The organism is Caulobacter vibrioides (assembly GCF_002310375.3).
Lineage (GTDB): Bacteria > Pseudomonadota > Alphaproteobacteria > Caulobacterales > Caulobacteraceae > Caulobacter > Caulobacter vibrioides_D.
In genome coordinates, this window is the sequence record NZ_CP023315.3 from 1,504,178 (window position 1) to 1,528,615 (window position 24,438).

The window sequence follows — 24,438 nt, forward strand, 5'->3', positions numbered from 1 at the left end:
CCGCAAACCGGCGCCCTGGTGGGGCGCCGGTCGCGAGGGCCTACATCGGGCCCACGCCGCCCGGCGTGGTCTGGAAGTCGAAGGCCGGCTCGCGGGCCCGACGCGGGTTCGGAACGCCCTGGCCGCCAAAGCCGTAGGTGAAGCCGATGAACACCGCGCGCAGGTCCAGGTCCATGTCCCGGCGGTTCTTCAGGGCGGGCGTGTTGATCACCGTCTTGTCGCCGAACGTCTTCAAGGCGTCCTGCACCGTCACCACGCCCGAGAGGCGGTCGTTGAACTTGTGGCGGTAGCCCAGCAGCAGCATGCCGGTCGGCGCCTTGTAGCCTTGCGGGGTCAGGCGCTTGCCCGTGGCGAAGCCGCTGATCTGCAGGAGGTCCTTGGGCGTGGCCTGGATGTTCAGGGCCGCATAGCCCGACACGGTCCACGCGGACCGCTTGTTCGGAAAGCCAAGGTCCGTCGCGCCGATCTCGGTCCAGGCCGTGTTGCCGCTGATCGTGTACGACAGCTTGGGCGACAGGCGGGCGTTGGCCACCAACTCCAGACCGCCGCTGCGGCTCTTGGCGAGATTGGCCTTGGTGGTGAGCAGCACGCCGTCGCCGAGATCGCGCACCACGTCGGTGACGCCATCGCGCGCCTCGCGCCAGTAGAGCGTGCCCAGATAGTAGTTGAAGCCCTTGCGCACCTGATAGGCCACCTCGAAGGCGTCGGTTACCTGCGGCTTCAGGCGCGGGTCGCCTTGGCGATAGCTGTAGGGGTCCTGGTAGATCCGATAGGGGTTCAGATCCTGCGCTGACGGCCTCTGGATGCGACGGCTGTAGCTGGCGTTGACCTGACGCAGGTCGTCGACCTTGTACTGCAGGTGCAGCGAGGGGTAGGCGCGCAGATAGTCGTAGCGGTCGGTCAGGCGCGAGGTGATCTGGTTGGTGTCGATCGACACCTCTTCGATGCGCAGGCCCGGCATCACCGTCCAGTCGCCGATCGGACGGCTATAGGTGGCGTAGACCGCGTTCACCGCCTGATCGAACTGGAAGCGGTTGGTCAGCGCCGGGTCGACGACCAGCACGCCGCCCTTCGGGCCCCGGGCGCCGTAGTTGTCATAGTCGTTCTCATTGAGCTGCAGCTCGTAGCCCGCCACCAGTTTGGCGCCGCCGGGTAGGGGACGCTTGTACTCGGCTTTCAGGCGGCTCTGGACCAGTTCGTCGCCGGTCCGGACGCTTTCCACCGAGGTCGCGGCGATCGGCAGTTGGTTGAAGGCCTCCGCGAAGCTGGTCTGGCTGTTGCGCGTGCGCTCGAGGCTGGCGTTGACCGTAAACTCATGGTCGTCGCCCGACAGCTTGCGGCGCAGATCGCCGCTGAGGCCCGCGACCGACCGCTTCATCCCGCCGTCGCTCAAGCGTTGAAAGCGCACGTTCGGAACGCCGCCCGGCGTCTTGCCCTCGTAGGCGGAGCCGGCTTCGGAGTCGTACCGCATGTCGTTGTAACGGGCTTCGGCGCTGAGGCGCGTACGCTTGTCGAGGTCGTAGTCGACGCTGGCGCGCGCGTTGTGCGACTGGCCTCGGCTTGTGAAGTTCACCTTCTGACGGCTGGTCGCGTAGCGGCCGCTGGTCGGGTCAAGGCGTTCGCGCTCATCGACGATCTCGCCCTTGGCCTTGTCGCGCCGCCAGCCGGCGTCGGCCGAAACGGTCAGGTTCTTGGTGTTCTGCGCCAGGCTGACGCTGGCGTTCTTGCGGCCCTCGCTTCCGAAGTTGCCGCGCACCGAGCCGGTCATGCCGACGCCGCGCTGCTGCTTGGTGATCAGGTTGATGATCCCGGCCGTGCCCTCAGGGCTGAAGGCGGCCGACGGGTTGGTCATCACCTCGACCCGTTCGAACTGGTTGGCGGGGATCTGTTGTAGGACCTGACCGCGGTTCTCGCCCTTGAACATGCCCGAAGGCTTGCCGTCGATCATGATGGTGACGTTGGGATCGCCGCGCAGGCTGACATTGCCCTGCACGTCAACCTGCACCGAGGGCACGTTGCGCAGCACGTCGGCGACCGAGCCGGTGGTGGCCTGCAGGTCCTTGCCCAAGCTGTAGCTGCGGCGATCGATTGAGGTCCGCATGTCCTGAGCGCTCGGCGCAGTGATAGTGACGCCTTGGACCTGGTTGGACGGATCCTTCTTGGCTGGCGGCGTGGCCGGCGTGGTCTGGGCGAAGGCTGCAGTGCTCAGGGCGGCCAGGCCGGCGGCGGCCAACAAGGCGGCTCGGCGGTGCGGGATGGTCATGGAAAGTCTCCTCTGTTGGCGAGGAAACTGCACCAGAGACTGAGGGCGCTGCAGTGCCGGGCGTCAGGCCGGCGGGGTGACGATTGTCACCTGGGGGCGCTACTGCGCGGGTTCGATAGGGGCGAGCGCTTGCGGTGTCTCGGCCTCCGCGCCGGTGAAGACCAGCGTTCTGGTCACGCCGGCGCGCCGGATGTTCACCTGGTTGACCTGATCGCCATAGACATCGGCGAACATGGCGGCGATCACCGCCACCTCGGCGCGGGTCTGGGCCGAGACGACCTTGCCGGCATACTCGAACCGAACCTCGTCGGCGCCCAGGGTCATGTCCTTGAGGGTCAGCGCGACCAGCTGGTCGGCGACCGCCAGCACAAAGCGCTTACCCATGTAGAGCTTCAAAGCCTCGACCGCGTCCGGATCGTCCAGGCTGGTCTGGGCTTCCGGCGCGATCAGGGCGAGGGCGGGTTCAGCGTCGTGGGTCGCGATGCGGTGGCTGACCCGGACCTCGCCGGATCGAACATCGATCTCCACGACGCTCAGCGCGCCGTGGCCGCGGTGCGCGGCCGCCGGGAGCGGGGCGAGCGCGAAGCTCGCCGCCGCCAGCAGGGCGACCGCGCGCCTGATCACTTGGCGCTTTCGTCCTTCTTGGGCTCTTCCATCGGGAAGGTGCCCAGACCGCCCGGCTCGACCTTCACGTTGGCGTCCTTCATGCGGTTGGGCGCTTCGGGGAACCTCGGCAGCTTCAGCGTCATCGGCGTGATGGCGCCTTCGTAGACGTTGTTGCCACGGTCAGCGTCGGCGGTTTCCCACAGCGGATCGAGCTCAGCGCCCTTCAGTTCCTTGCCGGTCACGTATTGCCACGTCACCTGCTTGGAGTTCTTGCGCCAGATCTCCGCCGGAATGCGGACCGTCTCGGACGTGCCGTCAGTGAAGTCCATCTTCAGGATCACCGGCATCACCAGACCGCCGATGTTGCGGAAGCTGAAGCGGTAGAAGTTATCCTTGAAGTCCTGGGCGGCCAGTTCTTCCGGCGTCATGTCGGCGCGCGCCGTCTTGGCGCGCTTGCGGGCGCTGTCGAAGACGGTGAACTGGTCGGTCTGGTTATAGAAGTCGCGAACCTTCGGGTCCCGCTCGACGACCGTCGTGCCCTTGTTGTTGGCCGCCGTGCGCGATTCCGGCTCCTTGGCGTCCGCCGCCTTGCGCACGCCGGCTTCCACGTCGGGATCACCGCTGTCCAGGCGAGCCTTCACGACCTTGTCCAGCGAGATGTCGACGTGGTCGGTCGAGTAGAACCAGCCGCGCCAGAACCAGTCGAGGTCGATGCCCGAGGACTCTTCCATGGTGCGGAAGAAGTCGTACGGCGTCGGGCGCTTGAAGCGCCAGAGGTTCGAGTATTCCTTGAATGCGCGGTCGAACAGCTCGCGGCCCATGATCGTTTCACGCAGGATCACCAGGGCGGTCGCCGGCTTGGTGTAGCCGTTCGGGCCGAACTGGATCACCGAGTCTGACTGGGTCATCAGCGGCACCTGGTCTTGGCTGACCATGTAGTCGACGATGTCCTTGGGCTCACCGCGACGCGCAGGATAGTTCTTGTCCCACTGCATTTCGGCCTGGAACTCGAGGAAGCTGTTGAGGCCCTCGTCCATCCAGGTCCACTGGCGTTCGTCAGAGTTGACGATCATCGGGAAGTAGTTGTGGCCCACCTCGTGGATCACCACGCCGATCAGGCCGTATTTGGCGCGCTCGGTATAGGTCAGGGCGCCGGTCTTCTTGTCCTTCACCGGCCGCGGGCCGTTGAAGCTGATCATCGGATATTCCATGCCGCCGACCGGGCCGTTGACCGATTGGGCCACCGGATAGGGATAAGCGAAGGTGAAGTCCGAATAGACCTTCAGGGTGTGGGCGATCGACTTGGTCGAATAGGCGTCCCACAGCGGCCGCGCTTCCTTGGGGAAGAACGACATGGCCATCACGACGGGATACTCGGCCTTGGGATCGTCCTGCTTCACGCCCTGGGCGTCCCAGATGAACTTGCGCGAGCTGGCCCAGCCGAAGTCGCGGACGTTGCTGGCCTGGAAGACCCAGGTCTTCTCGGTCTTGGCCTTGCCCTTCTCGGCGGCGGCGGCCTCTTCGGGCGTGACGACATAAACCGGTTCGCTGGCTGTGCGGGCCTTGGCGAGGCGGTCACGCTGGGCGGCGCTGAGCACGGCGGCGGGGTTTTGCAGCACGCCCGTGGACGACACGACGTGGTCGGACGGCACGGTCAGGGCGACGCGGTAGTCGCCGAACTCCAGCGTGAATTCACCCGATCCGAGGAAGGCCTTGTTGTGCCAGCCTTCGTAGTCCGAATAGACGGCCAGACGCGGGAACCACTGGGCGGCTTCGTAGATGCAGTTGCCGTCGTCGCCCTTGCCGGTGAAGCACTCATAGCCGCTGCGGCCGCCGATGACCTTGTTTTCGACCAGCGGCAGCGACCATTCGATCGTGAACTTGGTCTCACCCCCGTTGGCGCGGACGGCGGCCGGCAGGTCGATACGCAGCAGGGTGTCGACCACGGTGAACTTCAGCGGACGGCCCGAGGCGTCCTTCACCGACTTGATCGTGAAGCCGCCTTCCCACTCCTTGAAGCGCTGAATGCGGCGCACCTGGTTCAGGCCGATCGAGTCGCCCGAGACCGTTTCGGTCATCTTGCTGATCGAGTCGCGCTTGGCGTCCTGGTCCAGCAGCAGCCACAGATAGGGCAGGCTGTCAGGCGAGTTGTTGCGATAGGTGACCGTCTCGCGACCGGTCAGGGTCTTGGTGTCCTCGTCCAGGCGCACGGCGACGTCATAGTCGACCTTCTGCTGCCAGTAGCGATAACCCGGCGCGCCCGACGCGTTGCGATAGTCGGTCGGCGTCGGCCAGTCTTCGCCCTCGAGCTGACGGAACTTGTCGTCGAACGGCGCCTTGGTCTGCTTGATGGCGTCGGCGTGCGCAACAGTGACGGAAAGCGCGGCGGCGATGACGCCGGCCACGGCGTAGCGGATAGAACGCTTGGACAAGTTCAATAGCCCCTCAACTCAGAACCCTGACGAAACCCCGAGCGAACCTTGACCGGCGACGCGGCGAAAATCATCCCATTTTCGCACGTAAGGTCAGAAATTGATCTTGATGCCCGCCCGGATGGCGCGAGGTTCGACCGGGTGGAAATGGACGTCCTCGCCCCCGTCCGCCGGCTCTCCGGGGAGGCGCGAGGCGTAGAAGTAGGCGATGTCGTCCCGGCCGCTGTTGGCGAGGTTGAGCACCTCGACCATCAGGCTGGCCGGACCGAAGTCCTGCACGAAGAGCGCGTTGACGAGGCCGGTGGGGCGTGAGCGCACCGAGTTGTCCTCGATCAGCGGCGCGCCGCCCAGCCGGCGATAGGTCAGGGTCACGCTGGAGGTCGGACCCAGTTTCCAGCTGGCGCCGCCGGTGAACACCGAGGCGACGGCGTTGGGAATGCGGTCGCCGTTGGTGAAGCGCGCATGAGTCCCGGCGTAGGAGGCGGTCAGGTTCAGCCGCGCCGTGGGCCGCCAGTCGGCCAGGAGCTCGATCCCCCGACGACGCGTCGCGCCCGACGCTTCGGTGAAGCCCGCATCGCCGACATAGACGAGCTCGGAGTCGACATGCAGCGCCCAGGCGGCGGCCGTTACGGTCAGGTCATCGCGACGCCAGCGCAGGCCAAGCTCTGCGCCATCGGTCGGCGATAGCAGCGGCGCGCGGTCGGCCGGATCGCCGGTGACGGGATCGACCGTGATCACCGCGCCGCGGGCGTCGTTCGAGTGGAAGCCGCGACCCGCATCCGCATAGAGCTCGAAGGTCTTGGAGATCCGCCAGGCCAGCGCCAGCTTGGGCGAAAGCAGGACGTCGCTGACCGTCCCGGCGTTGCGCGGGTCGCCGGCCTTGACGTCGGCGCCCATGGCGTCCGCCCGTAGTCCGGCGGTGACATCGAGCTGCCCAAAGCGCTTGGAGGCCTCACCCCAGACGGCGGTCGACCACTCGGTCAGGGCGTCCTGGCGCACGGTCGCGCGCCGCAGCCGCGCAGTGGTGCGATAGAGGCCCACCTTGCCGATGTCGTCGACCCGCGCGGTGACGCCGGTGCGCGCGCTCCAGCCGTCGCCGAGCGTCCAGCGCTTGGTGATCGCGCCGCCATAGATCCAGCGCTGGTCGATCTGTTCGAACTGGTCGCCATTGACCGGGTCGTCGAGGAAGTAGGTGAAGTTCGAGAACACATCGAGCTTGTAGCGCTGCAGGTAGACCACGGTGTCGAGCCCGCGCAGCAGGTCGCGTCGCCGCGCCGAAAGCATGTAGCGCGAGGTGGTCCCGCCGTCGGTGGCGTCCACGGTGTCGAGGCGATCCAGAACACCCGACTCGACCGCCCGGCGCGGGATCTGGTCGGTGGCGTTCCAGCGCGCGTCATAGGCCAGGGCGGTGATCGACCAGCCGCCGACGATGGCGCGACCAAGAAGGTTGATCTTTCTGAGGTCCTCGGACTGCGCCCAGGCCCCATTGTTGGTGGTGATGTCGGCCGCGACGAGGAGGTTGCTGGTCAGGGCCTTGGAACCGAGCGCTCGGTAGTAGTCGTTCTCGCCGGCCCAGACTTGCAAGCCATCGCCGTGCAGGTGGTCGGCGGTTTCGAAGGCCACCGCGCCGGCCGTGGCGAAGTCGCCGTTCTCGGCCGAGTAGGGGCCCTTCTTGAAGCCGATGTCGTGGACGAACTCGGGGGTCAGGACGTTCAGGTCCAGATAGCCCTGCCCATGCCCGTGCGAGGGCAGGTTCAGCGGCACGCCGTCGAGCGACGCGGCAAGGTCGGTGCCGTGATCGAGGTTGAAGCCCCGCAGGAAATACTGGTTGGCCTTGCCCGCGCCCGAGTGCTGGGTGGCGGCCAGACCGGGCACCGCCTCGATCAGTTCGCCGGGGCGCAGCAGCGGCCGCGAGGCGAAGTCGGCATAGGCGATGCGGCCCTCGCTGGCCGAGGTGGCGCGGCCCAGATCATTGGCCCTTTGCCCCCACACCGAGATCGCTTCGACCTCCTGTGCGAAGGCCGGCGCCGAAGCGGTTGCGAGAAGCAGCGAGAGGAGCGCGATACGACGGGTCATCCGTCGCTGTTAGGCGAACCCCAATTTGGGGGCAAGTTGAGTGCGAAAAAATGGATCAGCCCACCGAGGGCGCCCTCACGTGGCCTTCAGCAGCCCATCAAAATACTCGATCGTCTTCATCAGCCCCACCTTCAGCGGCGCCGTGGGTGTCCAGTCCAGCACCTGTTTGGCCAGGGTGATGTCGGGCTGGCGTTGGCGGGGATCGTCGGAGGGCAGGGGGCGGTGGACCAGCGCGGACGTGCTGCCGGTCAGTTCCAGCACCAGTTCCGCCAGCTGTTTCATGGTGAACTCGACCGGATTGCCCAGGTTGATGGGGCCGGTCACCTCGTCGCCGGTGTTCATCAGCCGGATCAGGCCGTCCACCAGATCATCGACATAGCAGAAGGAGCGGGTTTGATTGCCGTCACCATAGAGGGTGATGTCCTCGCCTCTCAGGGCCTGGACGATGAAGTTCGAGACCACCCGCCCGTCATTGGGATGCATGCGCGGGCCATAGGTGTTGAAGATCCGCGCCACCTTGATGCGCAGCTTGTGCTGGCGCCAGTAGTCGAAGAACAGGGTCTCGGCGCAGCGCTTGCCCTCGTCGTAGCACGAGCGCAGGCCGATCGGATTGACGTTGCCCCAGTAGCTCTCGACCTGCGGATGGATGGTCGGATCGCCGTAGACCTCCGAGGTCGAGGCCTGCAGGATCTTGGCCTTAACCCGCTTGGCCAGGCCCAGCATGTTGATGGCCCCGTGGACGCTGGTCTTGGTCGTCTGCACGGGGTCGAACTGGTAGTGCACCGGGCTGGCGGGGCAGGCCAGATTGTAGATCTGATCCACCTCGACATAGAGCGGCATGGTCACGTCGTGACGCAGCAGTTCAAAGCGCGGGTTGGAGAGGTTCTGCGCCACGTTCAGGCGCGAGCCGGTGTAGTAGTTGTCGACGCAGAGCACCTCGGCGCCGGTCTCCAGCAGGCGATCGCACAGATGCGAGCCGACGAAGCCCGCGCCGCCCGTGACCAGGATTCTCTGCGTATGCATCGGCGACCAGCCTCCCCGGGACTCAGCGTTCACGACCTTTATAGCCGGGCCTTGGCCAGGACCAACATGCCGCGCCGTCGCAAGCGTCCGGCGCGGGTGACGTTTGTCATATCGAGCGCGTGACGCCCGGCACTAATGGCGGACGCCGCCCTGGGCGATGTTGGCTTCACAGAGAGGGAGCCGACGATGTCATCCAAATCCACCGAGCCGCCAATCGCGATCCTCAACAAGGTCCACAAGCGCCGAGGTGCGACCCTGGCGCTGAATGGCCTGGACCTGGCGATCCGTCCCGGTCAGTGCGTGGCCCTGCTGGGGCCGAACGGCGCGGGCAAGAGCACCAGCGTCGCCCTGCTGACGGGCCGCCTGCGCCCCGACGCCGGCGAGGCGTTCCTGTTCGGCGGCGATCCCCGGGCTCTGGCCAGCCGCGGCCGCATGGGCGTGATGCTGCAGAGCGCCGGGCTGCCCGACACCTTGAGCGTCCGCGAGCAGATCGAACTCTTCCGGGGCTACTATCGCAAGCCGCGCCCGCTGGACGAGGTGGTTCGCCTGGCGGGCCTGGAGGGGCTTGAAAGCCGCCGCTGCGGCGCGCTTTCGGGTGGCCAGCAACGCCGCGTCCAGTTCGCCCTGGCCATCGCCGGGCGCCCGGACTTCCTGGTCCTGGACGAGCCGACGACCGGCATGGACATCGACGCCCGCCGGGGACTCTGGAGCGCGGTGCGCGCCGAGATCGCGCGCGGCGCCGCCGTGCTGCTGACCACCCACCATCTGGACGAGGCTGAGGCCCTGGCCGACCGCATCGTGGTCATCGACCACGGGCAGGTGATCGCCGACGGCACGCCCGAAGCCATCAAGTCCCGCGTGTCGGGCGTCGCGATCCGCTGCCGCACGCGCCTTTCGGACGCCGAATTGGCCTCGCTGCCGCGGGTCACCGGCGTCAGCCGCGACGGTGGCAAGGTCACCCTGCTCACGACGTCCGCTACGGCCACTCTGCGCGAGCTGCTCGCCCGCGATGAGACCGTGGATGACCTGACGGTCTCCGGCGCCTCGCTGGAAGACGCCGTCAACCGCCTGGTCCAAGCCGGCCAACCGGCCGCCCCGCAACGCCAAACCAAGGTCGCCTGATATGCACACCCTGTCCGTCTATCTCCGTGAAGCCCGCGCGCAGGTTCTGGCCACCTGGCGCACCCCGCAGTTCCTGATCCCCAGCGTTCTCCTGCCGCTGCTGTTCTACGGCGTGATGGGGCTTGGCCTCAGCAAGGGGCGCGAGCCGGTCGCCCACATGATGCTGGCCAACTACGTGATCTTCGCCGCGATCGCGCCTGCGATGTTCGGTTTCGGCGCCACTGTCGCCGCCGAGCGCGAGGCCAAGCTCGTGGAGCTGAAGCAGATCGCGCCCTTGCCGGCCGGCGGATACCTGGCGGGCCGTCTGGCGGCGGCCCTGGCGCTGGTCGCCGTGGCGATCGCTCTTCTTGGCGGGTTGGCCTGGCTTGGCGGCGTCAAGATGCAGCCCGGGCAGTGGGCCGCGACTCTGGGCCTTGGGCTTGGCTCGGCGATCCCGTTCGCGCTGATCGGCCTGAACCTTGGCCTGCGCATGGGCTCGCAAGGCGCGACCGCGCTGGCCAACCTGCTATTCCTCGGCTTCAGCCTGTTCGGCGGCCTCTGGATCCCGCTGCAGGCCATGCCCGCCTGGTTCGGCAAGATCGCCGAGTTCATGCCCTCGTATCACTTCGGGCAGCTGTCGCAGATGCTCTCGGGCATGCAGCCCTTCGTCGATGTCGAGCGCCACGTGTCGATCCTCGTCGCCATGAGCCTGGCGGCCCTGATCGGCGCCTGGATCGCATGGCGCAGGCAGGGCGCTTGACCGTGGGGAGACCTGCGCGCGAGATCGCGCCGATGAACACGGCCAGCGAATCCAGCGGTAAGACCAAGACCGGCGCATCGCACAGCGATGCGCCGGGGGCGGAGGAGCCGCCCCTGCGGCGACACTGGAGCGTCGTGTTCCTCGTCTATCTGCCGTTCTACTTCATCTCGTGGCTCTACCGCAGGCCGGGCGAGCTGGAGGTGGCCGCGTCGATGGTGGGCCTGGTGGTCTTCCTGGGACTGTTCGCCAGCATCCATGTGCGCAAGAGGCCGCCGGCGCTCTGGCAGGTTCTGGCGGTCTTCGGCGTCGGGTTGGCGCTTTCGCCGTTCAAGTCGACGTGGACCGTCTACACGATCTACGCCATGGCCTACGGCGCGCGTCTCGCCCCCCGTCGTCTGGCGTTGCGCACGATGATCGGCATGGAGCTGGTCGTTCTGGCGATCGGCGTTGTGTTCCTCCGCGACGCCTGGTCGATCTGGGCCTCGGGCCTGCTCTTTGGCGCGATCACCGGCTTCGCCACCCTGATGCAGGCCGATATCGAGCGGAAGAATGAGGCTCTGGCCATTGCGCACGAAGAGGTCCGCGCCCTGGCCAGCACCGCCGAGCGGGAGCGGATTTCGCGGGATCTGCATGATCTGTTGGGCCATACCCTGACCCTGGTGGCGGTGAAGGCCGAACTGGCGGCGCGTCTCGTCAGCCGCGACCCGGCGGCGGCGGAGCGCGAGATGCAGGCGGTCGCCGCCACCGCCCGGGAGGCGCTTTCCGAGGTCCGCACCGCCGTGGTCGGCATGAAGGGGGCGTCCCTGGCCTTCGAGCTGGACAAGGCCCGCCAGGCCCTGGCCGCCGGCGGCGTCGAGGCGACCGTGTCGGCGCTGACCACCGATGGCCATCCTGGGCAGGAGGCGGTATTGGCGATGGCCCTCCGCGAGGGGGTCACTAACGTGATCCGCCACGCGGGCGCCTCGCGCTGCGACATCAGCCTGACGCCCAGCGCCTCGGCGCTGGTCCTCACCATCGCCGACAACGGGCAGGGCGGGCGTCTTGTCGAAGGCTCGGGCCTCAAGGGCATGCGCGCACGGCTGGCCGCGATTGGCGGAACCCTGGACGTCAAATCCGACAAGGCCGGCACGCGCCTCGTCGCCACAGCGCCGCTGCGCGCTCAAGGGGAGGGCGTGTCTTGATCCGCGTCGTGATCGCTGAAGACCAGAAGATGGTGCTGGGGGCCCTCAGCGCCCTGCTGGAAATGGAGGGCGACATCCAGGTGGTCGGCCGCGCGCCCGACGGCGCTGTGGCTCTGGACCTTGTCCGCGCCGAGAAACCCGATGTGCTGATCTCCGACATCGAGATGCCCAACCTGACCGGCATCGACGTCGCCGCGCGCCTGAAGGCTGACGGCGCGAGCACCCGGGTGCTGATCGTCACCACCTTCGGCCGGCCCGGCTATCTGCGTCGGGCCATGGATGCGGGCGTTAAGGGCTATCTCCTCAAGGACGGACCCAGCAGCGTGCTGGCGGCGGCGGTGCGGACCATCGCGGCCGGCGGTCGGGCCATCGCGCCCGAGCTGTCGGAAGCGGTCTGGGACGCCGAACCCGATCCCCTGACCGACCGCGAGCGCGAGATCCTGCGGCTGGCCGAGGAGGGGCGGTCCAACAAGGATATCGCCGATGTGTTGGACCTCTCGCCCGGCACGGTTCGCAACTACCTCTCCGAGGCGGCGCAGAAGCTGGGCGCGGCGAACCGCGTGGAGGCGGGCCGTATCGCGCGGTCGAACGGCTGGCTGTAGCGTGGCGGGATGATCGTCTCCTCGACCACGGACTTTCGCGAAGCGGCGCGGCGCAGGCTGCCCCGGTTCCTGTTCGACTATATCGACGGCGGCGCCTATGCCGAGCGGACGATGGCGCGCAATATCGATGATCTCGCCGACATCGCCTTGCGCCAACGTGTGCTCAAGGACGTCTCCGTCGTCGACCCATCGACCACCCTGTTCGGCGTTCGGCAGGCCTTGCCGGTGGCGCTGGCGCCGGTCGGGCTGAGCGGCATGTACGCCCGCCGCGGTGAACGCCAGGCGGCGCGGGCGGCGGCGGCCAAGGGTGTGCCGTTTTGCCTGTCCACGGTCTCGGTCTGCGATGTCGACGAGGTGCGCGCGGCCTCTGCAGCGCCGTTCTGGTTTCAGCTCTACGTGCTGCGAGACCGGGGTTTCATGCGGGACCTTCTGGCGCGGGCCAGCGCCGCGGGCGCGACCACGCTGGTGTTCACCGTCGACATGCCCGTGCCTGGCGCGCGCTATCGCGACGCGCATTCGGGGATGTCCGGGCCCAACGCCGCCGCGCGCCGGCTCGTCCAGGCGGCGCTGAAGCCGGCCTGGGCCTGGGATGTCGGCGTGAGGGGCCATCCGCACCGGCTGGGGAATGTGGCGCCGGCGCTGGGCAAGGCGTCGGGTCTGCAGGATTTCATGGGCTGGCTGGCGGCCAACTTCGACCCGTCGATCCAGTGGTCGGACCTGGCGTGGATTCGCGACGCCTGGAAGGGGCCCCTGGTCATCAAGGGCGTTCTGGATCCCGAAGACGCCAAGGCCGCCGCCGACATCGGCGCCGACGGTGTCGTCGTCTCCAACCACGGCGGTCGGCAGCTGGATGGGGTTCTGTCCAGCGCCCGCGCCTTGCCCGCCATCGCCGACGCGGTCGGAGATCGCCTGACCGTTCTGGCCGACGGCGGCGTGCGCTCGGGTCTGGATGTCGTGCGGATGCTGGCGCTGGGCGCGCGGGGCGTTCTGATCGGCCGAGCCTATGCCTATGCCCTGGCCGCGCGCGGCGAGGCGGGCGTGACGCAACTGCTGGACCTGATCGACAAGGAGATGCGCGTGGCCATGGCCCTGACCGGCGTGCGCGACGTGGGCTCGATCAACGAGACCATCCTGGCCGCGCGCGTTCCGCGCGTAGGCTAAGCCTAGGGAAAACGGGCGTGGCGCCGTTGCGGAGCGCTTTTTTCGTCGAAAGCGGCGCAAGGGGGCTTGCGTCGCGACGTCGCGATCGGTTCTTGGCGGTCCGCTAAGACTTGCCGAGAGGCCGGTTCGTGCTCAGTTATGCGGTCGCGAGCGCCAGGGCCGCGGTCCAACGATTCCAAACGGGGCGAGGCAGGCCCCGATTCCAGCGAGATTTCGAAACGTCATGCAGCCGGTTAAGACCCTTATTCTCAGCGCTGGTCAGGGCAAGCGACTGTCGCCTCTGACCGACGACCGGCCCAAGTGCCTGGTCGAGCTGGCCGGTCGCTCCGTGCTGGAATGGCAGCTGCGCCACCTGCATCAGGCGGGCGTCACCGAGGCAGTGGTGGTCACCGGCTTCCGCAGCGACTTGGTCGAGGCCGAGGTCGCGCGCCTGTCGCTGCCGGGCCTGAGCGTGCGTACGCTCTACAACCCGTTCTACAGCGTGACCGATAACCTTGCGACCTGCTGGCTGGCGCGCGAGGAGATGCGCGGCGGGCCGTTCATGATCCTCAACGGCGACACGCTGTTCGAGCCGGCGATCGCCGAGCGCCTGATCAGCGCCCCGGACGCGCCGATCACGGTGAGCGTCGACCGCAAGGCCGGCGGCTACGACGCCGACGACATGAAGGTGCTGACCGAAGGCGACGCCCTGCGCGCCATCGGCAAGACGATCACCGAGTACGACGCCGAGTCGATCGGCTTCCTGCGTTTCAACGCCGAGGGCTCGGCCCTGTTCGTGAAGACGCTTGAGGCGATCATGCGCACGTCCGAGGGCCTGAAGCGCTGGTATCTAAGCGTGATCAACGAGATCGCCCAGAACCATGACGTGGTCCGCGTGCGCTCGATCGAAGGCCTGGACTGGGCCGAGATGGACTTCCCGGAAGACCTCGTCCGCAACCGCGCCCTGACGGCGCAGTGGGCCGCCAAGGAGGCCGAGGCGGTCTAGGCCTCGCCCAAAAGCTCTCGAACCAAATCAAGGTCCGACGGCTTGTCGACATCGACGGCGGCCAAGCCGTCGTGCGCCCGCACGGCGGCGGCCTTGACGTCGGCCAAGGCGCCCAGCTGCGCCACGGCCTGATCCAGGGTCAGCAGGCCCAGCGCGTAGCGTAGCAGGAAGCTCGGGCCCAGCATGGCGGCGATCTTCCAGGGCTGCTTGCGCAGGGCCTCGACCTTTCGCCACAGGCGCACCACGCCCATCGCCCGCTCGTCGCGCAGCAGGAACAGGTTGCAGCCCGAATAGCGACCGTCGCGGAACTTCAAGTAGGTGCGCTTGGTCTGCGGCGCGGCGGCCTGGACCCGCGCCTCGGGGGCCAAGAGCACCGCGACCTCGGCCCAGTCGGGGGTGTCGGCCAGGAACTGAGTGATCCATTCGGGCTTGAGCAGCGCGTGGTCGACCGTGGTGATCAGCAGCGGAAAGCCCAGCCGTCCGGCGGCGTCGGCGACGCTTTGGCTTGGGCCTTCGGCGGTGGGGAGGGCTTGGGCGCGCGATCCCGCCAGTGCCGCCTTGATCGCCTCGTCATTGGCGCTGACGCCGATCTCGGACGCGCCGGCCGCCTCCACCGCGCCCAGCACCCGCGCCAGCAGGGTCTGGCCCTGTAGCACGATCAGGCCCTTGTGGGCGACGCCGGCATAGGCCGCCGCAGGATCGACTTCCCCGGGGCGGGATCCCGCCAGGATCAGCGCCTTGAAAGGCTGGATCACAGGGCCTTCTCGTAAACGCGATAGGTCTTGTAGTGCGTCCCGCCGACGTTCTCGGCGATGTGGGTCATGGCCTTGTTAGCTTCCAGAACCCACGAGATTTCATAGCGATTATAGCCCAGGCTCATCGCCATGTCGCGGCTGGCCTTCATCATCCAGAACGGCAACATACGGCCGCGCTGGCTGGTCTGGAACCGCTTCTTCACGCCCATCAGCGGGATCCGGGCGGACTTCACACCCTTGACCTTCAGGCGCCACAAGAGCTTGGCCCAGCCGAATGGCAGCAGCTTGCCCTTCAGGTCGGCGATCGCCTCGTTGACGTTGGGCAGGAAGACCACCACGCCGGCCGCCTCGCCGTCGATCTCGGAGAACCAGACGAGCCGCTGGTCGATCACCTGCTTCAGGGACTTGGCGAGCTGCCGGGTCTCGGCTTCGGTGGTGGGGGTGAAGCCCCAGTTGTCCGACCAGGCGTCGTTGAGGATCTCGGTGAGGGTCTGGACCTCCTGGTCGTAGCGGCTCATGTCCAGCTGGCGCAGCACCACGCCCGAGGGCAGGCCCCTCTTGACCCGGCGCTGGGCGATTTCGGGGATGTCGCCGGTCTCGTCGGCCTTGTAGGCGAAGAGGTCCTGGGCCTTGGCGTAGCCCTGCTCCTCGACGCGCAGGCCGGCATAGACCGGGTCGTGGCCCATCAAGACCATCGGCGGGGTGTCGAAGCCCCAGACCAGCAGGCCGACCTCTTCGTTGATCGACAGGTTGAAGGGCCCGACCGCGTGGGTGCGTCCCCGGGCGCGAAGCCAATCCTCGGCGGCGCGGAACAGCACGTTGAACACCGCCGCATCGTCCTCGGCGGCGATCATGCCGAAGTGGCCGTCGAGCCGTCCCTCCGTGGGCTGCGGGGTCAGCTGGTCGATCTGGGCGCTGATCCGGCCCACGTCGCGGCCGCCTCGGGTCGCAAGGAACAGCTGCACCTCGGCATGGTCGAAGAACGGATTGGTCTTCGGGGTCAGGGCGTCGGTCCGCTCCATGAACAGCGGCGTGATCCAGTTCGGGTCCTTGGCGTTCAGGCGCGCGGGCAGGGCGATGAAGCGCTTGAGCTCGGCGGGCGTCTTGACCGGGATGACCGAGAGGTCGGCGTTGGTGGAGTCGAAAGGCATCACCCCTCCAGGGCCAAGAAGGTTCGGACGGCGAGCGCGCCGAAGATCGCGGGGGCGGCCCACACGGCCAGGAAGGGCGCCAGCGCGCCGGACTCGCCCAGGGCGGTCAACATGCCGTTAGCGACCAGGAACATCAGGCCGGCGGCCAGGCCGCCCGTAAGCAGCACGCCGCCCTGTCCGCTACGGAAGTTGGCCAGGGCGACCGGCGCGCTCAGCAGCAGCATCACCAGCGAGACGAAGGGGCTGGCGAAGGCGGCCTGGAAATGGGTGGCGTAGAAGCTTTCGGGTCGATCCGAGCCGCCATTTTCGAGCGCCCGCCGCGCTGACGCGGCCGTGGGCATGGCGTCATCGCCAAACAGGCCCTGGACGTCTTGCGGGCGCAGGGCGGTGGGCCACGACGTCGAGGCGGCGGTGGAAGCTTGCGCCAGATCGCCGGCGAAGCGGGTGGTCTTGGGTTGTTGCAAGGTCCAGGCCTCGCCGTCGAAGCGGGCGGTGGAGGCCTCGATCCGCTCGACGAGGATGCCCTTTGCGTCGCGGCGGAAGATGGTGACGCCCAGGATTGTGCGGCCGTCCGCCGAGGCGTTGGCGCCGATGACCAGGTCCGCGCCCGCCCGGAACGTGCGGGGCGCAGGCTCCTTGCGCTCCGCTGCGGGGGTCGTGTTCCGCCACCAGTCGGCGAGCGTGGGATCGGCGCGCGGGGCCAGGACCTGGCCGCACAGGGCGTCGATCAGCATCACCGCCACGACCGCCGGAACGGCCATAGCGACGATCCGATAGCCGGAGATCCCGCTGGCGCGCATCGCGACGACTGCGCTTTCGCGGGCCAGTTGCGAGAAGGCGAACAGCCCACCGGCCAGCACCGCGATCGGCGCAACCTGTTCGAACAGGCGCGGCAGACGCAGGGCGGCGTAGTAGGCGACCCCGGACATGCCCAGGCCCCGGTCGAGGATGTCGCTGGTGACGTCCAACAGGTCCAGGATCTGCAGGACCGACATCAGGATCAAGGCCGCGCCAAGGATGCGGGTGGCGACGGTCCGCAGGACATAGAGCTGCAGCTTCATGCGGCTTGTCGCTTCTTCGGCTGGGGCAGCAGGCGCAGGACGCGCGTGACCAGGTTGTTGATCCGCCGCACCAGACGCGACACGGGCGTGTCGCCGGGGCGCGTCCGGCTACCGACGAACAGCCAGACGCTGAGCGCCGCGAACAGTGAGAAGGGGATCCAGATGGCGGGGAAGGCGGCGGCCGTGCCGGCCTTGGCCATTCCCTGGCCCAGCAGCAGCGAGTGCTGGAACGCCAGCAGCAGCAGACCCGCCATGATCAGGCCGGGCGCCCGATTGCCCCGTTTCGAGGCCAGGCCCAGCGGGAAGGCCAGAAGCGGCAGGAACGGCAGGAAGGCGGCGCGGGCCAGGCGGCCATAGTATTCGCCGAGCAAGGTGCTCTTCGAGACGACCGGGTTGGGCGAATTGGCCTGTCGGCGCAGCTCGCCCATGGTCAGTTCGCGCTCGTCGCCGCCGCGGGCGCGCAACAGGACGGCCGCCGCCGACAGCGGCGTCTGGGTCGTCAAGCTGTTGAAGGCCAGGTTCCGATAGGTGCCGTTGACGTCATGGGCGATCCGGCGACCGTCGCGCAGGTCCATGGTGATGGTCTTGCCGTCCGGGTCCATCTTCAGGTCGGCGGACGCGGCGGTGATGATCTCTTCCTGGCCCTTGGCGTCGAGGCGGCGGATGAACACGCGCGTCAGGCGCTGGCCGGCGATGTCGGCGCTGTCGGCGGTCAGCAGCGAGCCCTGGTCGTCGATGAAGGCGCCGCCCGCCAGGCGTCCGTTCCAGCCGGCGTTGATCGCCGTGTGCATCACCGCCCGAAAGGCGTAGCGGCTATAGGGCTGCATATAGCCGAACACGATGATGCTGAAGACGCTCAGACACAGGCCGACCGCCACGAAGGGCACGGCGATGCGCTCCAGCGATTGGCCGCTGGCCAGCAGGGCGTCGATCTCCGAGCCGTCGGACAGTTTCACGATGACGATGAACAGGGCCACGAAGAAGGCCACCGGCAGGGCCAGACCCAGATAGTGCGGCACGAGATTGGCCGCCAATTGCGCGACATAGCCAAAGCGCGCGCTGCTTTGCGAGAGCACGTCGAGCAAGCGCAGGATGCGCTCCAGCAACAGCGCGATCACCGTGACGCCCAGGCACGCGACCAGCGGCCAGAACAACAGGCGCAGCAGATAGCGATCGATCAGGCGCGGGCCGCGGTTGGTCAGATCCTTGGCGCTCACGCTGGGTTCCAAGCCTTGGCGAAACGCGCGGCCAGGCGCTCAACGGCGTCCGGGGCCAGTTCGACAGCCGTCCCCAGGGCTGGGGCGGCGGGCCAGCCGGCGTCGGGGAACGCAACGCCTTCGTCCGTCCGCGCGCCGGCGTAGCGCGGCAGCACGTGGAAGTGGACGTCCTTGTCGACCATCATCAGCATCAGGTAGTTGATCTTCTCGTAGTCGACTTGGCTTTTGAGCAGGCGTTCGATCCCGGCGACGGCTACCTGCAGGTCCGCGAACGCGGCCGGACTCACGTCCGAGAACGCCTGGACAGCTTCCTTGCACACCAGAACCAAAGACCCAAACGTCGGCTGCTTGGGGCGAACCAGGACGAGCCAGTGATCGGTCTCGGCGACCTTCGAGGCGGGGTAGCCGAACGCCAGGGCGGTGGGATTAGTCATGAGAACGCCGAAACTTCAGGCCGGTGTCGCCAGCGCGGCACAATAGGGACGGGCGGGGTGACATGGAAGGGCGATCCGATCCGCAGTCGCCGCGCCGTCGCCATCTTGGCCCATTCAAGCCGTCTCCGCCCGAGTCGCCAGGTCGGCGAGGATGAAGCGGCCCAGCTCGGAGATTTCGGTTCCCGTCTCGGAGAGGCCGCGCGCGACCACACGAACGGCATGGCCGCCCTCGGGGCGGGGCTCGATCTCGATCTGATGCCAGCGGGCGGGGGCGTGGCGGCTGGGCTTGGCCGAGGCCGACGGCACCCCCAGCACCGGGATGGCCGCGCCGCCAGGACCGCGAACCGAGCCGACCAAGGCCTCGTGCGCGTGACCGTGCAGCACGAGATCGGCTCCGCGCTTGGCCAGCACAGCCCGCAAAGCCTCCTGATCTTCGAGCCGCTTGCGCTTGGACACTGCGCCGTGGTGCGGCGGGTGGTGCAGCACCACCAAGCGAAACCGCTCGGCATGGGCGGGATCAGCGAGCGCGGCGTCCAGACGCTGAAGCTGCTCGGTTCCCAAGCGGCCGGTCGCCAGATGCGGGGCCGTGGGAAGCGCTGAGCACAGGTTGAAGATCGCCACAGGACCGCGCACCCGCACTTGCGGAAAGCTGGCCTCGCCCGCGTCACCCAGCCAAGGCGACCAGATCGCGAAGCGCTCATGGCCCCCCGGGCCGGCCAGGGCGTCGTGATTCCCCGGACTGATGGTATGGTCGGCGGCGTCGCCCAGGGCCTCGAGCCAGGCGCGGGCCGCTGTGATTTCTGCAGGGGAGGCGAAGTTCGTCAGGTCGCCGCTGATGACCACGTGGTCGGGTGCGGCCGCCTTCATGTCGGCGACCAGGGCCGCCAAAACCTCGGGACGATGAATCTTGCGCTTTTTCCGCCAAGCGATGCGGCTGAGCAGGCGCTTGGTGAACACGTCCGACAGGCCGAACGCCCCGGGCGGCGGGGGCAGATGGGGGTCGGACAGGTGGGCGATGCGATAAATGGACAAGAGGCGCCGGCGGTTCTGGTCGAAAAGGACGAAGCTGCTTATCTATCAGCCCGAGATTTAAGGGGTATAGCCGTCTTTGACTGGTGAAGTTCAAAATGGGCCGCGCGCGCTGACCGTGGGCCGCAGCGACGGGCGCATCTGGGGCATGAGCTCCGCCGAGCGCTTGTCTCGCATCTACCGCCGTCTGGGCCTGATCGAGACCCCCGCCGTGGACCTGTCGCACGCCGTTGTGGCGGTGGACGCCGGTTGGGTGTTCGACGAGTCGTTGATCAAGGCGCTGGCGGACCGCGAGGGCGCTGTCCTGGTCGATGACGCGGGGCGAGCCGTGGCCGTCCATGCGCCTGCGGACCTGGCCTATGCCGCAACCGAGGCCCTGAACGGCGGGACCGATCCGTCGGGCCTGGATCCGCGCTTGACGCGACTGACCGCCCTGGAGCTGGGCTCGGCCTACAACAGCGCCCTGCGCAAGCGCGAGCCGCCGGTGCTGGAGCGTCTGACCCCCGAAACGGTGCGCGCCGTCGAGAAGCGCCTGTTCCAGGGTTCTTACAAGGGCGTCACGGACTTCGTCACCAAGTACGTCTGGCCGGCCCCGGCGCGGGTCGTGACCCGTTGGTGCGCCTTGGCGAAGATGACGCCGAACCAGGTCACCTTCATCGGCTTTGTGATGGTGCTGGCGGCGACCTGGCTGTTCTGGCAGGGCCATTTCGGCTGGGGCCTGGTCTGCGCCTGGATCATGACCTTCCTCGACACAGTCGATGGCAAGCTGGCCCGGGTGACCCTGACCTCGTCGAAGTGGGGCAATGTCTTCGACCACGGCATCGATCTGGTGCACCCGCCGTTCTGGTGGTGGGCCTGGTTCGTCGGCGTCTATGCGGTCGGCCAAGAGATCCCGTATGCGGCGCTCAGCCTGGCCATCGTCGTCGGCGGCTATGTCGCCCAGCGGGTGGAGGAGGGGATCTTCCTGGCCCTCTTCAAGCTGGAGATGCACGCTTGGCGGCCCTTCGACAGCTTCTTCCGCCTGATCACCGCGCGCCGCAACCCGAACCTGATCCTGCTGACCGCCTGCGCGCTGGTCGGCCGGCCTGACCTCGGCTTCACCCTCGTGGCGATCTGGACCGCCGTGTGCTTCGTCGTGCACGCCATCCAGATCCTGCAAGGTCTGGTGGCGCCGAAGGGCTCGATCCAGTCCTGGCTGGCGAAATGACGCGCATCGGGGTCGTCCGTAACCCGCAGAGCCACGGCAATCGCATCCGGCCGCCCGGCCCGGCGCCCGAGGACGTGCGTCTGGTCGAGCCGATCGGGCGGGAGGCCCTGAAGGCGGCGCTGGACGACTTCGCGCGCACGGGTCTCGACTTGCTGGTGATCGACGGCGGCGACGGCACCGTACGCGACGTGATCAGCCTTTTGCCTCACACCTTTGGCGAGGCGACGCCGCTGCTGGCCGTCCTGCCGTCGGGCAAGACCAACGTGCTGGCCATCGATCTTGGCACGGCGGAAGGCTGGCGTCTGGAGGACGCCCTGCGCGCGGCGCGTCGAGAGAACCCGACGATCAAGTCGCGTCCGCCTCTGCGCGTCAGCTGGGCGGATGACAAGCCCTGCCTGCAGGGCTTCTTCTTTGGCGTCGGCGCGCCGGTGAAGGCCACCAACCTGGCGCAGCGCGTCCACAAGGTCGGCTTCTTCCACAACTTTGCGGTCGCCCTGACCATCGGCACGGCGGCGCTGGGCGCGCTGTTTGGCGGTTCGCGGGACGAGTGGCGCGAGGGCGTGCCGGCGCGCCTGGTTCTGGACGGCGAGGCCCAGGGCGAAGGTCACCGGTTCGCCGTCATCCTCACGGCGCTGAAGCGTCTGCCGTTCGGGCTCAAGCCGTTCGGCGCGCCCCGCGAGGGGCTGAAGCTTCTCGATGTCGACGCCCCGCCGCGTCGCCTGCACAAGGCTCTGCCCCTGATGCTGAGCGGCAAGACGGTCCCGGCGCTGGAAGGTCTGGGCTATCGCCGTCGAGACCCCAGCGCGGTCAGCCTTTCGGGCGGCGCGCCCTTCGTGTTGGACGGCGAGGTCTTCGATGGCGGCGACCTGACGATCCACCTGGGGCCGCCTTTACGGTTTCTGGTCGGATGAGCCGCCTGCGCGACCTCGTCGCGGCCGAGCTTTCCCAGACAGCGCCTGAACCGATCACCGCCTTCGCGGCGCATCTGGCGGCGGCTTTCCCGGGCGCGCGCGCGGTTATGTTCTATGGCTCGATCCTGCGCACTGGCGATCTGTCGGGCGTCCTCGACTACTACGTTCTCACCGAGCACGTTCCGGCGGGATGGCGAGGCGTGTTCACGCGCCTGCTGTGGCCGGACGTCAGCTATCACGAGTTGGAGCACGGCGGCGCGACGCTGCGCGCCAAGGTCGCGTCCATGACGCTGGCGCAGTTCCAGCGAGCTACCAGCGGCGCGGGCGTCGACACGACCATCTGGGCGCGCTTTGTCCAGCCCTCCGCGCTGATCTGGGCCGATGAAGCCGCACGCGAGACCGTGATCGACTCCGTGACAGCGGCTTGTCGAACGGCGGCCGGCTTCGCCCAGGCGATCGGTCCTGCCGACGCCGCGCCGCTGGCGCTTTGGACGGCGCTGTTCCAGGAGACCTACAAGGCCGAGCTACGCGTCGAGAAGGCGGGCCGCGAGGTGTCGATCCTCACCTACGACCCCGAGCGCTATGAGCGGGTCATGGAGGCCGTTTGGGCCGACGAGGGCCGTGAGCTCTCGCAGGAGGCCAGGACGGCTCTGCTCAAGGCCTGGCGCGTGCGCCGGGCCCTCGGCAAGCCCCTGAACGTGGCGCGGCTGGTCAAGGCGGCCTTCACCTTTCAGGGCGCGGCGCGTTATGCGGCCTGGAAGATCCAGCGCCATACAGGCGTGACGGTCGAGGTGACGCCGTGGCGAGAGCGGCATCCGATCCTCGCCGCGCCCGGCGTGCTGCTCAAGGTCTGGAGAGAGCGGCGGCAAGCCGCGTAGGCTGACGACAATAAAAAACGCCCGGGTCGCAGGACCCGGGCGTTCTTGTTTCAGCGATGCGACCGGTCTCAGGCGCGAGCGCGCTTGAGCGGTTCGATCACGCCCAGGGCCGCGCCGATTTCGCCGTAGGTCTTGAGCACGGCGTCGATCTGCTCGTCGGTGTGGGCGGCGCTGACGCTGGCGCGCAGCAGCGGACGGCTGTCCGGCGTGGCGGGCGGCAGGGCCAGGTTCAGATAGACGCCGGCCTGCAGCAGGCCGTTCCACATGGCGATGGCGCGTTCCTGGTCGGGCATGGTCGCCGCCACGATCGGGCTGGCGCTGGGACCGGTGAGGAAGCCCATGGCGGTCAGGCCGTCATAGAGGCGCTTGGCGTTGCGGTTCAGGCGGTCGCGCAGCTCGGGCTGTTCGACCATGCGGCGCAGGGCTGTCACGGTCGAGGCGGCCACGGCCGGCGGCAGCGAGGCGGTGAACATGTACGGACGGCAGACGACGCGCATGACGTCGAAGTCGTCGTGGTCGGAGACGCAGAAACCGCCGATGGCGCCCAGGCTCTTGGAGAAGGTGCCGACGATGAAGTCGACGTCCTCTTCGACGCCCGCGGCTTCGGCCAGGCCACGGCCGGTCGCGCCCAGCACGCCCATCGAGTGCGCTTCGTCGACGAGCAGATAGCCGCCCATCTCGCGCTTCACGGCGGCGATTTCCTTCAGCGGCGCGACATCGCCGATCATCGAATAGATGCCTTCGACGACGATCAGGCGCTCGCCCGGCGCATCGCCCAGGCGACGCAGGCGCTTGGCCAGGTCTTCAGGATCGTTGTGACGGAAGCGGATGACCTCGGCGTGACCCAGACGCGAGCCGTCATAGATCGAGGCGTGGCTGTCGGCGTCGAGGATCAGATGGTCGCCGCGGCCGACCAGGGTCGACAGAACGCCGAGATTAGCCTGGTAGCCGGTCGTGAAGACCATGGCGTGCTTGCGGCCATAGAACTTGGCCAACTCCTGCTCGAGTTCGACGTGCGACTCGAAGCTGCCGTTGGCGATGCGGGAACCGGTCGTGCCGGTGCCGCGTTCCTGTACGGCCTTGACCGAGGCGGCGATCGCCTGCTCGTCAAAGGTCAGGCCCAGATAGTTGTTCGTGCCCAGCAGAATGGTGGGACGGCCATCGACCACGCCTTCAGTCGGCGAGTGGACGGCGTCAAAGCGCACCTTGAAGGGGTTCGCACCTACATCCTGGATGGCCTTGTACGCGTCGCGATAGGCCAGGTGCTTATCAAATAGCCCCATTAGTTAAGCCCTAGTCCGGAGATCGTTGATCAGTTTGGAAAGGTCGCCAGCGGTCTCGACGGACGCCAGGCGATCGAGCGGAATGGAGATGTCGAAGGTGTCTTCGAGCTCCATGATGATGTTCATGAGGGCCAAGGAATCGACGGCGAGGTCACGGCCAATATGCGACTCCGCACGAACCTCGACAGCCCGCCCCAGAACCTTGGTCGCCGCTACCCCGATCTCGCGCAGGCTGAGATCCGTCACCGTTTCCATTCTAATCAAACCTCCGGGAGCCCCACCCGTGTCACTACTGTAACGGCGAGTCTGTCAGATTTCCGCC

22 protein-coding genes are annotated in these 24,438 nt (G+C 67.7%); 9 read left to right on the forward strand and 13 right to left on the reverse strand.

The window, feature by feature from the left end:
• Positions 1-40 precede the first annotated feature (40 nt).
• The 5 genes from CA606_RS07140 to CA606_RS07160 all read right to left on the reverse strand — a co-directional run bounded on the left by CA606_RS07140 (position 41) and on the right by CA606_RS07160 (position 8,400).
• Positions 41-2,296, reverse strand: a complete 2,256-nt coding sequence (locus CA606_RS07140; RefSeq protein ID WP_096051759.1) for an outer membrane beta-barrel family protein — start codon at positions 2,294-2,296, stop codon at positions 41-43.
• 66 nt (positions 2,297-2,362) lie between these two features.
• Positions 2,363-2,887 carry a DUF6702 family protein gene (locus tag CA606_RS07145; protein ID WP_096051758.1) on the reverse strand — a complete coding sequence of 175 codons (525 nt, stop codon included), beginning with the start codon at positions 2,885-2,887 and terminating at the stop codon, positions 2,363-2,365.
• On the reverse strand, positions 2,884-5,307 hold the full coding sequence (locus CA606_RS07150) for a M1 family metallopeptidase (protein WP_096051757.1): 2,424 nt from the start codon (positions 5,305-5,307) through the stop codon (positions 2,884-2,886). Before CA606_RS07150 ends, CA606_RS07145 begins: the two co-directional genes overlap by 4 nt.
• Positions 5,308-5,394: 87 nt before the next feature.
• The gene (locus CA606_RS07155) at positions 5,395-7,377 is read right to left on the reverse strand and encodes a TonB-dependent receptor (protein WP_096051756.1); all 1,983 of its coding nucleotides are present in this window, start codon (positions 7,375-7,377) and stop codon (positions 5,395-5,397) included.
• 75 nt (positions 7,378-7,452) lie between these two features.
• A complete protein-coding gene (locus CA606_RS07160; protein ID WP_096051755.1) occupies positions 7,453-8,400 on the reverse strand; it encodes a UDP-glucuronic acid decarboxylase family protein in 948 nt (315 codons plus the stop codon).
• 135 nt (positions 8,401-8,535) lie between these two features.
• Here CA606_RS07160 and CA606_RS07165 point away from each other — a divergent pair, with 135 nt between their 5' ends.
• The 6 genes from CA606_RS07165 (at position 8,536) to CA606_RS07190 (ending at position 14,190) form a co-directional block, all read left to right on the forward strand.
• On the forward strand, positions 8,536-9,522 hold the full coding sequence (locus CA606_RS07165) for an ABC transporter ATP-binding protein (RefSeq protein ID WP_096051754.1): 987 nt from the start codon (positions 8,536-8,538) through the stop codon (positions 9,520-9,522).
• Position 9,523: 1 nt separating this feature from the next.
• Positions 9,524-10,261 carry an ABC transporter permease gene (locus CA606_RS07170; protein WP_096051753.1) on the forward strand — a complete coding sequence of 246 codons (738 nt, stop codon included), beginning with the start codon at positions 9,524-9,526 and terminating at the stop codon, positions 10,259-10,261.
• Positions 10,262-10,293: 32 nt separating this feature from the next.
• The gene (locus CA606_RS07175; protein WP_233282188.1) at positions 10,294-11,442 is read left to right on the forward strand and encodes a sensor histidine kinase; all 1,149 of its coding nucleotides are present in this window, start codon (positions 10,294-10,296) and stop codon (positions 11,440-11,442) included.
• Positions 11,439-12,044, forward strand: coding sequence for a response regulator transcription factor (locus CA606_RS07180; protein WP_096051751.1), 606 nt, complete (start codon positions 11,439-11,441; stop codon positions 12,042-12,044). The genes CA606_RS07175 and CA606_RS07180 overlap by 4 nt, the downstream gene beginning before the upstream one ends.
• A 9-nt stretch (positions 12,045-12,053) precedes the next feature.
• Positions 12,054-13,205 (forward strand): FMN-dependent L-lactate dehydrogenase LldD, encoded by a 1,152-nt coding sequence (gene lldD, locus CA606_RS07185; protein ID WP_096051750.1) that lies wholly within the window; start codon positions 12,054-12,056, stop codon positions 13,203-13,205.
• A gap of 223 nt (positions 13,206-13,428) precedes the next feature.
• Positions 13,429-14,190, forward strand: a complete 762-nt coding sequence (locus CA606_RS07190; RefSeq protein WP_096051749.1) for an NTP transferase domain-containing protein — start codon at positions 13,429-13,431, stop codon at positions 14,188-14,190.
• Here CA606_RS07190 and CA606_RS07195 read toward each other — a convergent pair.
• From CA606_RS07195 to CA606_RS07220, 6 genes are all read right to left on the reverse strand, one after another.
• A complete protein-coding gene (locus CA606_RS07195) occupies positions 14,187-14,945 on the reverse strand; it encodes a nucleotidyltransferase family protein (RefSeq protein ID WP_096051748.1) in 759 nt (252 codons plus the stop codon). The genes CA606_RS07190 and CA606_RS07195 overlap by 4 nt on opposite strands.
• Entirely contained in the window at positions 14,942-16,096 is a 1,155-nt protein-coding gene (bcerS, locus tag CA606_RS07200) for a ceramide synthase (protein WP_096051747.1), read from the reverse strand. Before bcerS ends, CA606_RS07195 begins: the two co-directional genes overlap by 4 nt.
• Positions 16,096-17,157 carry an LptF/LptG family permease gene (locus CA606_RS07205; protein ID WP_096051746.1) on the reverse strand — a complete coding sequence of 354 codons (1,062 nt, stop codon included), beginning with the start codon at positions 17,155-17,157 and terminating at the stop codon, positions 16,096-16,098. Before CA606_RS07205 ends, bcerS begins: the two co-directional genes overlap by 1 nt.
• Positions 17,154-18,374, reverse strand: a complete 1,221-nt coding sequence (locus CA606_RS07210; protein WP_096051745.1) for an LptF/LptG family permease — start codon at positions 18,372-18,374, stop codon at positions 17,154-17,156. Before CA606_RS07210 ends, CA606_RS07205 begins: the two co-directional genes overlap by 4 nt.
• Positions 18,371-18,808, reverse strand: coding sequence for an HIT family protein (locus CA606_RS07215; protein WP_096051744.1), 438 nt, complete (start codon positions 18,806-18,808; stop codon positions 18,371-18,373). The genes CA606_RS07210 and CA606_RS07215 overlap by 4 nt, the downstream gene beginning before the upstream one ends.
• Positions 18,809-18,922: 114 nt before the next feature.
• Positions 18,923-19,840: a metallophosphoesterase family protein gene (locus tag CA606_RS07220; protein ID WP_096051743.1), complete on the reverse strand. Its 918-nt coding sequence runs from the start codon at positions 19,838-19,840 to the stop codon at positions 18,923-18,925.
• A 76-nt stretch (positions 19,841-19,916) separates the two neighbouring features.
• Between CA606_RS07220 and CA606_RS07225 the strand changes: the two genes are divergently transcribed.
• From CA606_RS07225 to CA606_RS07235, 3 genes are read left to right on the forward strand one after another with little or no spacing between them, the layout of a single operon-like run.
• Positions 19,917-21,044, forward strand: a complete 1,128-nt coding sequence (locus CA606_RS07225; RefSeq protein ID WP_096051742.1) for a CDP-alcohol phosphatidyltransferase family protein — start codon at positions 19,917-19,919, stop codon at positions 21,042-21,044.
• Positions 20,963-21,955: a diacylglycerol/lipid kinase family protein gene (locus CA606_RS07230; protein ID WP_096051741.1), complete on the forward strand. Its 993-nt coding sequence runs from the start codon at positions 20,963-20,965 to the stop codon at positions 21,953-21,955. The genes CA606_RS07225 and CA606_RS07230 overlap by 82 nt, the downstream gene beginning before the upstream one ends.
• The gene (locus tag CA606_RS07235) at positions 21,952-22,833 is read left to right on the forward strand and encodes a hypothetical protein (protein ID WP_096051740.1); all 882 of its coding nucleotides are present in this window, start codon (positions 21,952-21,954) and stop codon (positions 22,831-22,833) included. The genes CA606_RS07230 and CA606_RS07235 overlap by 4 nt, the downstream gene beginning before the upstream one ends.
• Positions 22,834-22,901: 68 nt before the next feature.
• On the opposite strand, the gene spt is transcribed toward CA606_RS07235, so the two are convergent.
• Both spt and CA606_RS07245 read right to left on the reverse strand, forming a co-directional pair.
• Positions 22,902-24,116 carry a serine palmitoyltransferase gene (gene spt / locus CA606_RS07240; protein ID WP_096051739.1) on the reverse strand — a complete coding sequence of 405 codons (1,215 nt, stop codon included), beginning with the start codon at positions 24,114-24,116 and terminating at the stop codon, positions 22,902-22,904.
• A gap of 3 nt (positions 24,117-24,119) precedes the next feature.
• Positions 24,120-24,380 (reverse strand): acyl carrier protein, encoded by a 261-nt coding sequence (locus CA606_RS07245; protein WP_181242827.1) that lies wholly within the window; start codon positions 24,378-24,380, stop codon positions 24,120-24,122.
• Positions 24,381-24,438: the final 58 nt, after the last annotated feature.

What these genes read in the sequence shown, in the direction of transcription:
- bcerS (WP_096051747.1), bottom strand. Translation starts at nt 16,096, where the DNA reads ATGCCTTTCGACTCCACCAACGCCGACCTCTCGGTCATCCCGGTCAAG.
- spt (WP_096051739.1), bottom strand. Translation starts at nt 24,116, where the DNA reads ATGGGGCTATTTGATAAGCACCTGGCCTATCGCGACGCGTACAAGGCC.
- CA606_RS07190 (WP_096051749.1), top strand. Translation starts at nt 13,429, where the DNA reads ATGCAGCCGGTTAAGACCCTTATTCTCAGCGCTGGTCAGGGCAAGCGA.
- CA606_RS07160 (WP_096051755.1), bottom strand. Translation starts at nt 8,400, where the DNA reads ATGCATACGCAGAGAATCCTGGTCACGGGCGGCGCGGGCTTCGTCGGC.
- CA606_RS07155 (WP_096051756.1), bottom strand. Translation starts at nt 7,377, where the DNA reads ATGACCCGTCGTATCGCGCTCCTCTCGCTGCTTCTCGCAACCGCTTCG.
- lldD (WP_096051750.1), top strand. Translation starts at nt 12,054, where the DNA reads ATGATCGTCTCCTCGACCACGGACTTTCGCGAAGCGGCGCGGCGCAGG.
- CA606_RS07215 (WP_096051744.1), bottom strand. Translation starts at nt 18,808, where the DNA reads ATGACTAATCCCACCGCCCTGGCGTTCGGCTACCCCGCCTCGAAGGTC.
- CA606_RS07165 (WP_096051754.1), top strand. Translation starts at nt 8,536, where the DNA reads ATGGCGGACGCCGCCCTGGGCGATGTTGGCTTCACAGAGAGGGAGCCG.
- CA606_RS07205 (WP_096051746.1), bottom strand. Translation starts at nt 17,157, where the DNA reads ATGAAGCTGCAGCTCTATGTCCTGCGGACCGTCGCCACCCGCATCCTT.
- CA606_RS07175 (WP_233282188.1), top strand. Translation starts at nt 10,294, where the DNA reads ATGAACACGGCCAGCGAATCCAGCGGTAAGACCAAGACCGGCGCATCG.
- CA606_RS07235 (WP_096051740.1), top strand. Translation starts at nt 21,952, where the DNA reads ATGAGCCGCCTGCGCGACCTCGTCGCGGCCGAGCTTTCCCAGACAGCG.
- CA606_RS07170 (WP_096051753.1), top strand. Translation starts at nt 9,524, where the DNA reads ATGCACACCCTGTCCGTCTATCTCCGTGAAGCCCGCGCGCAGGTTCTG.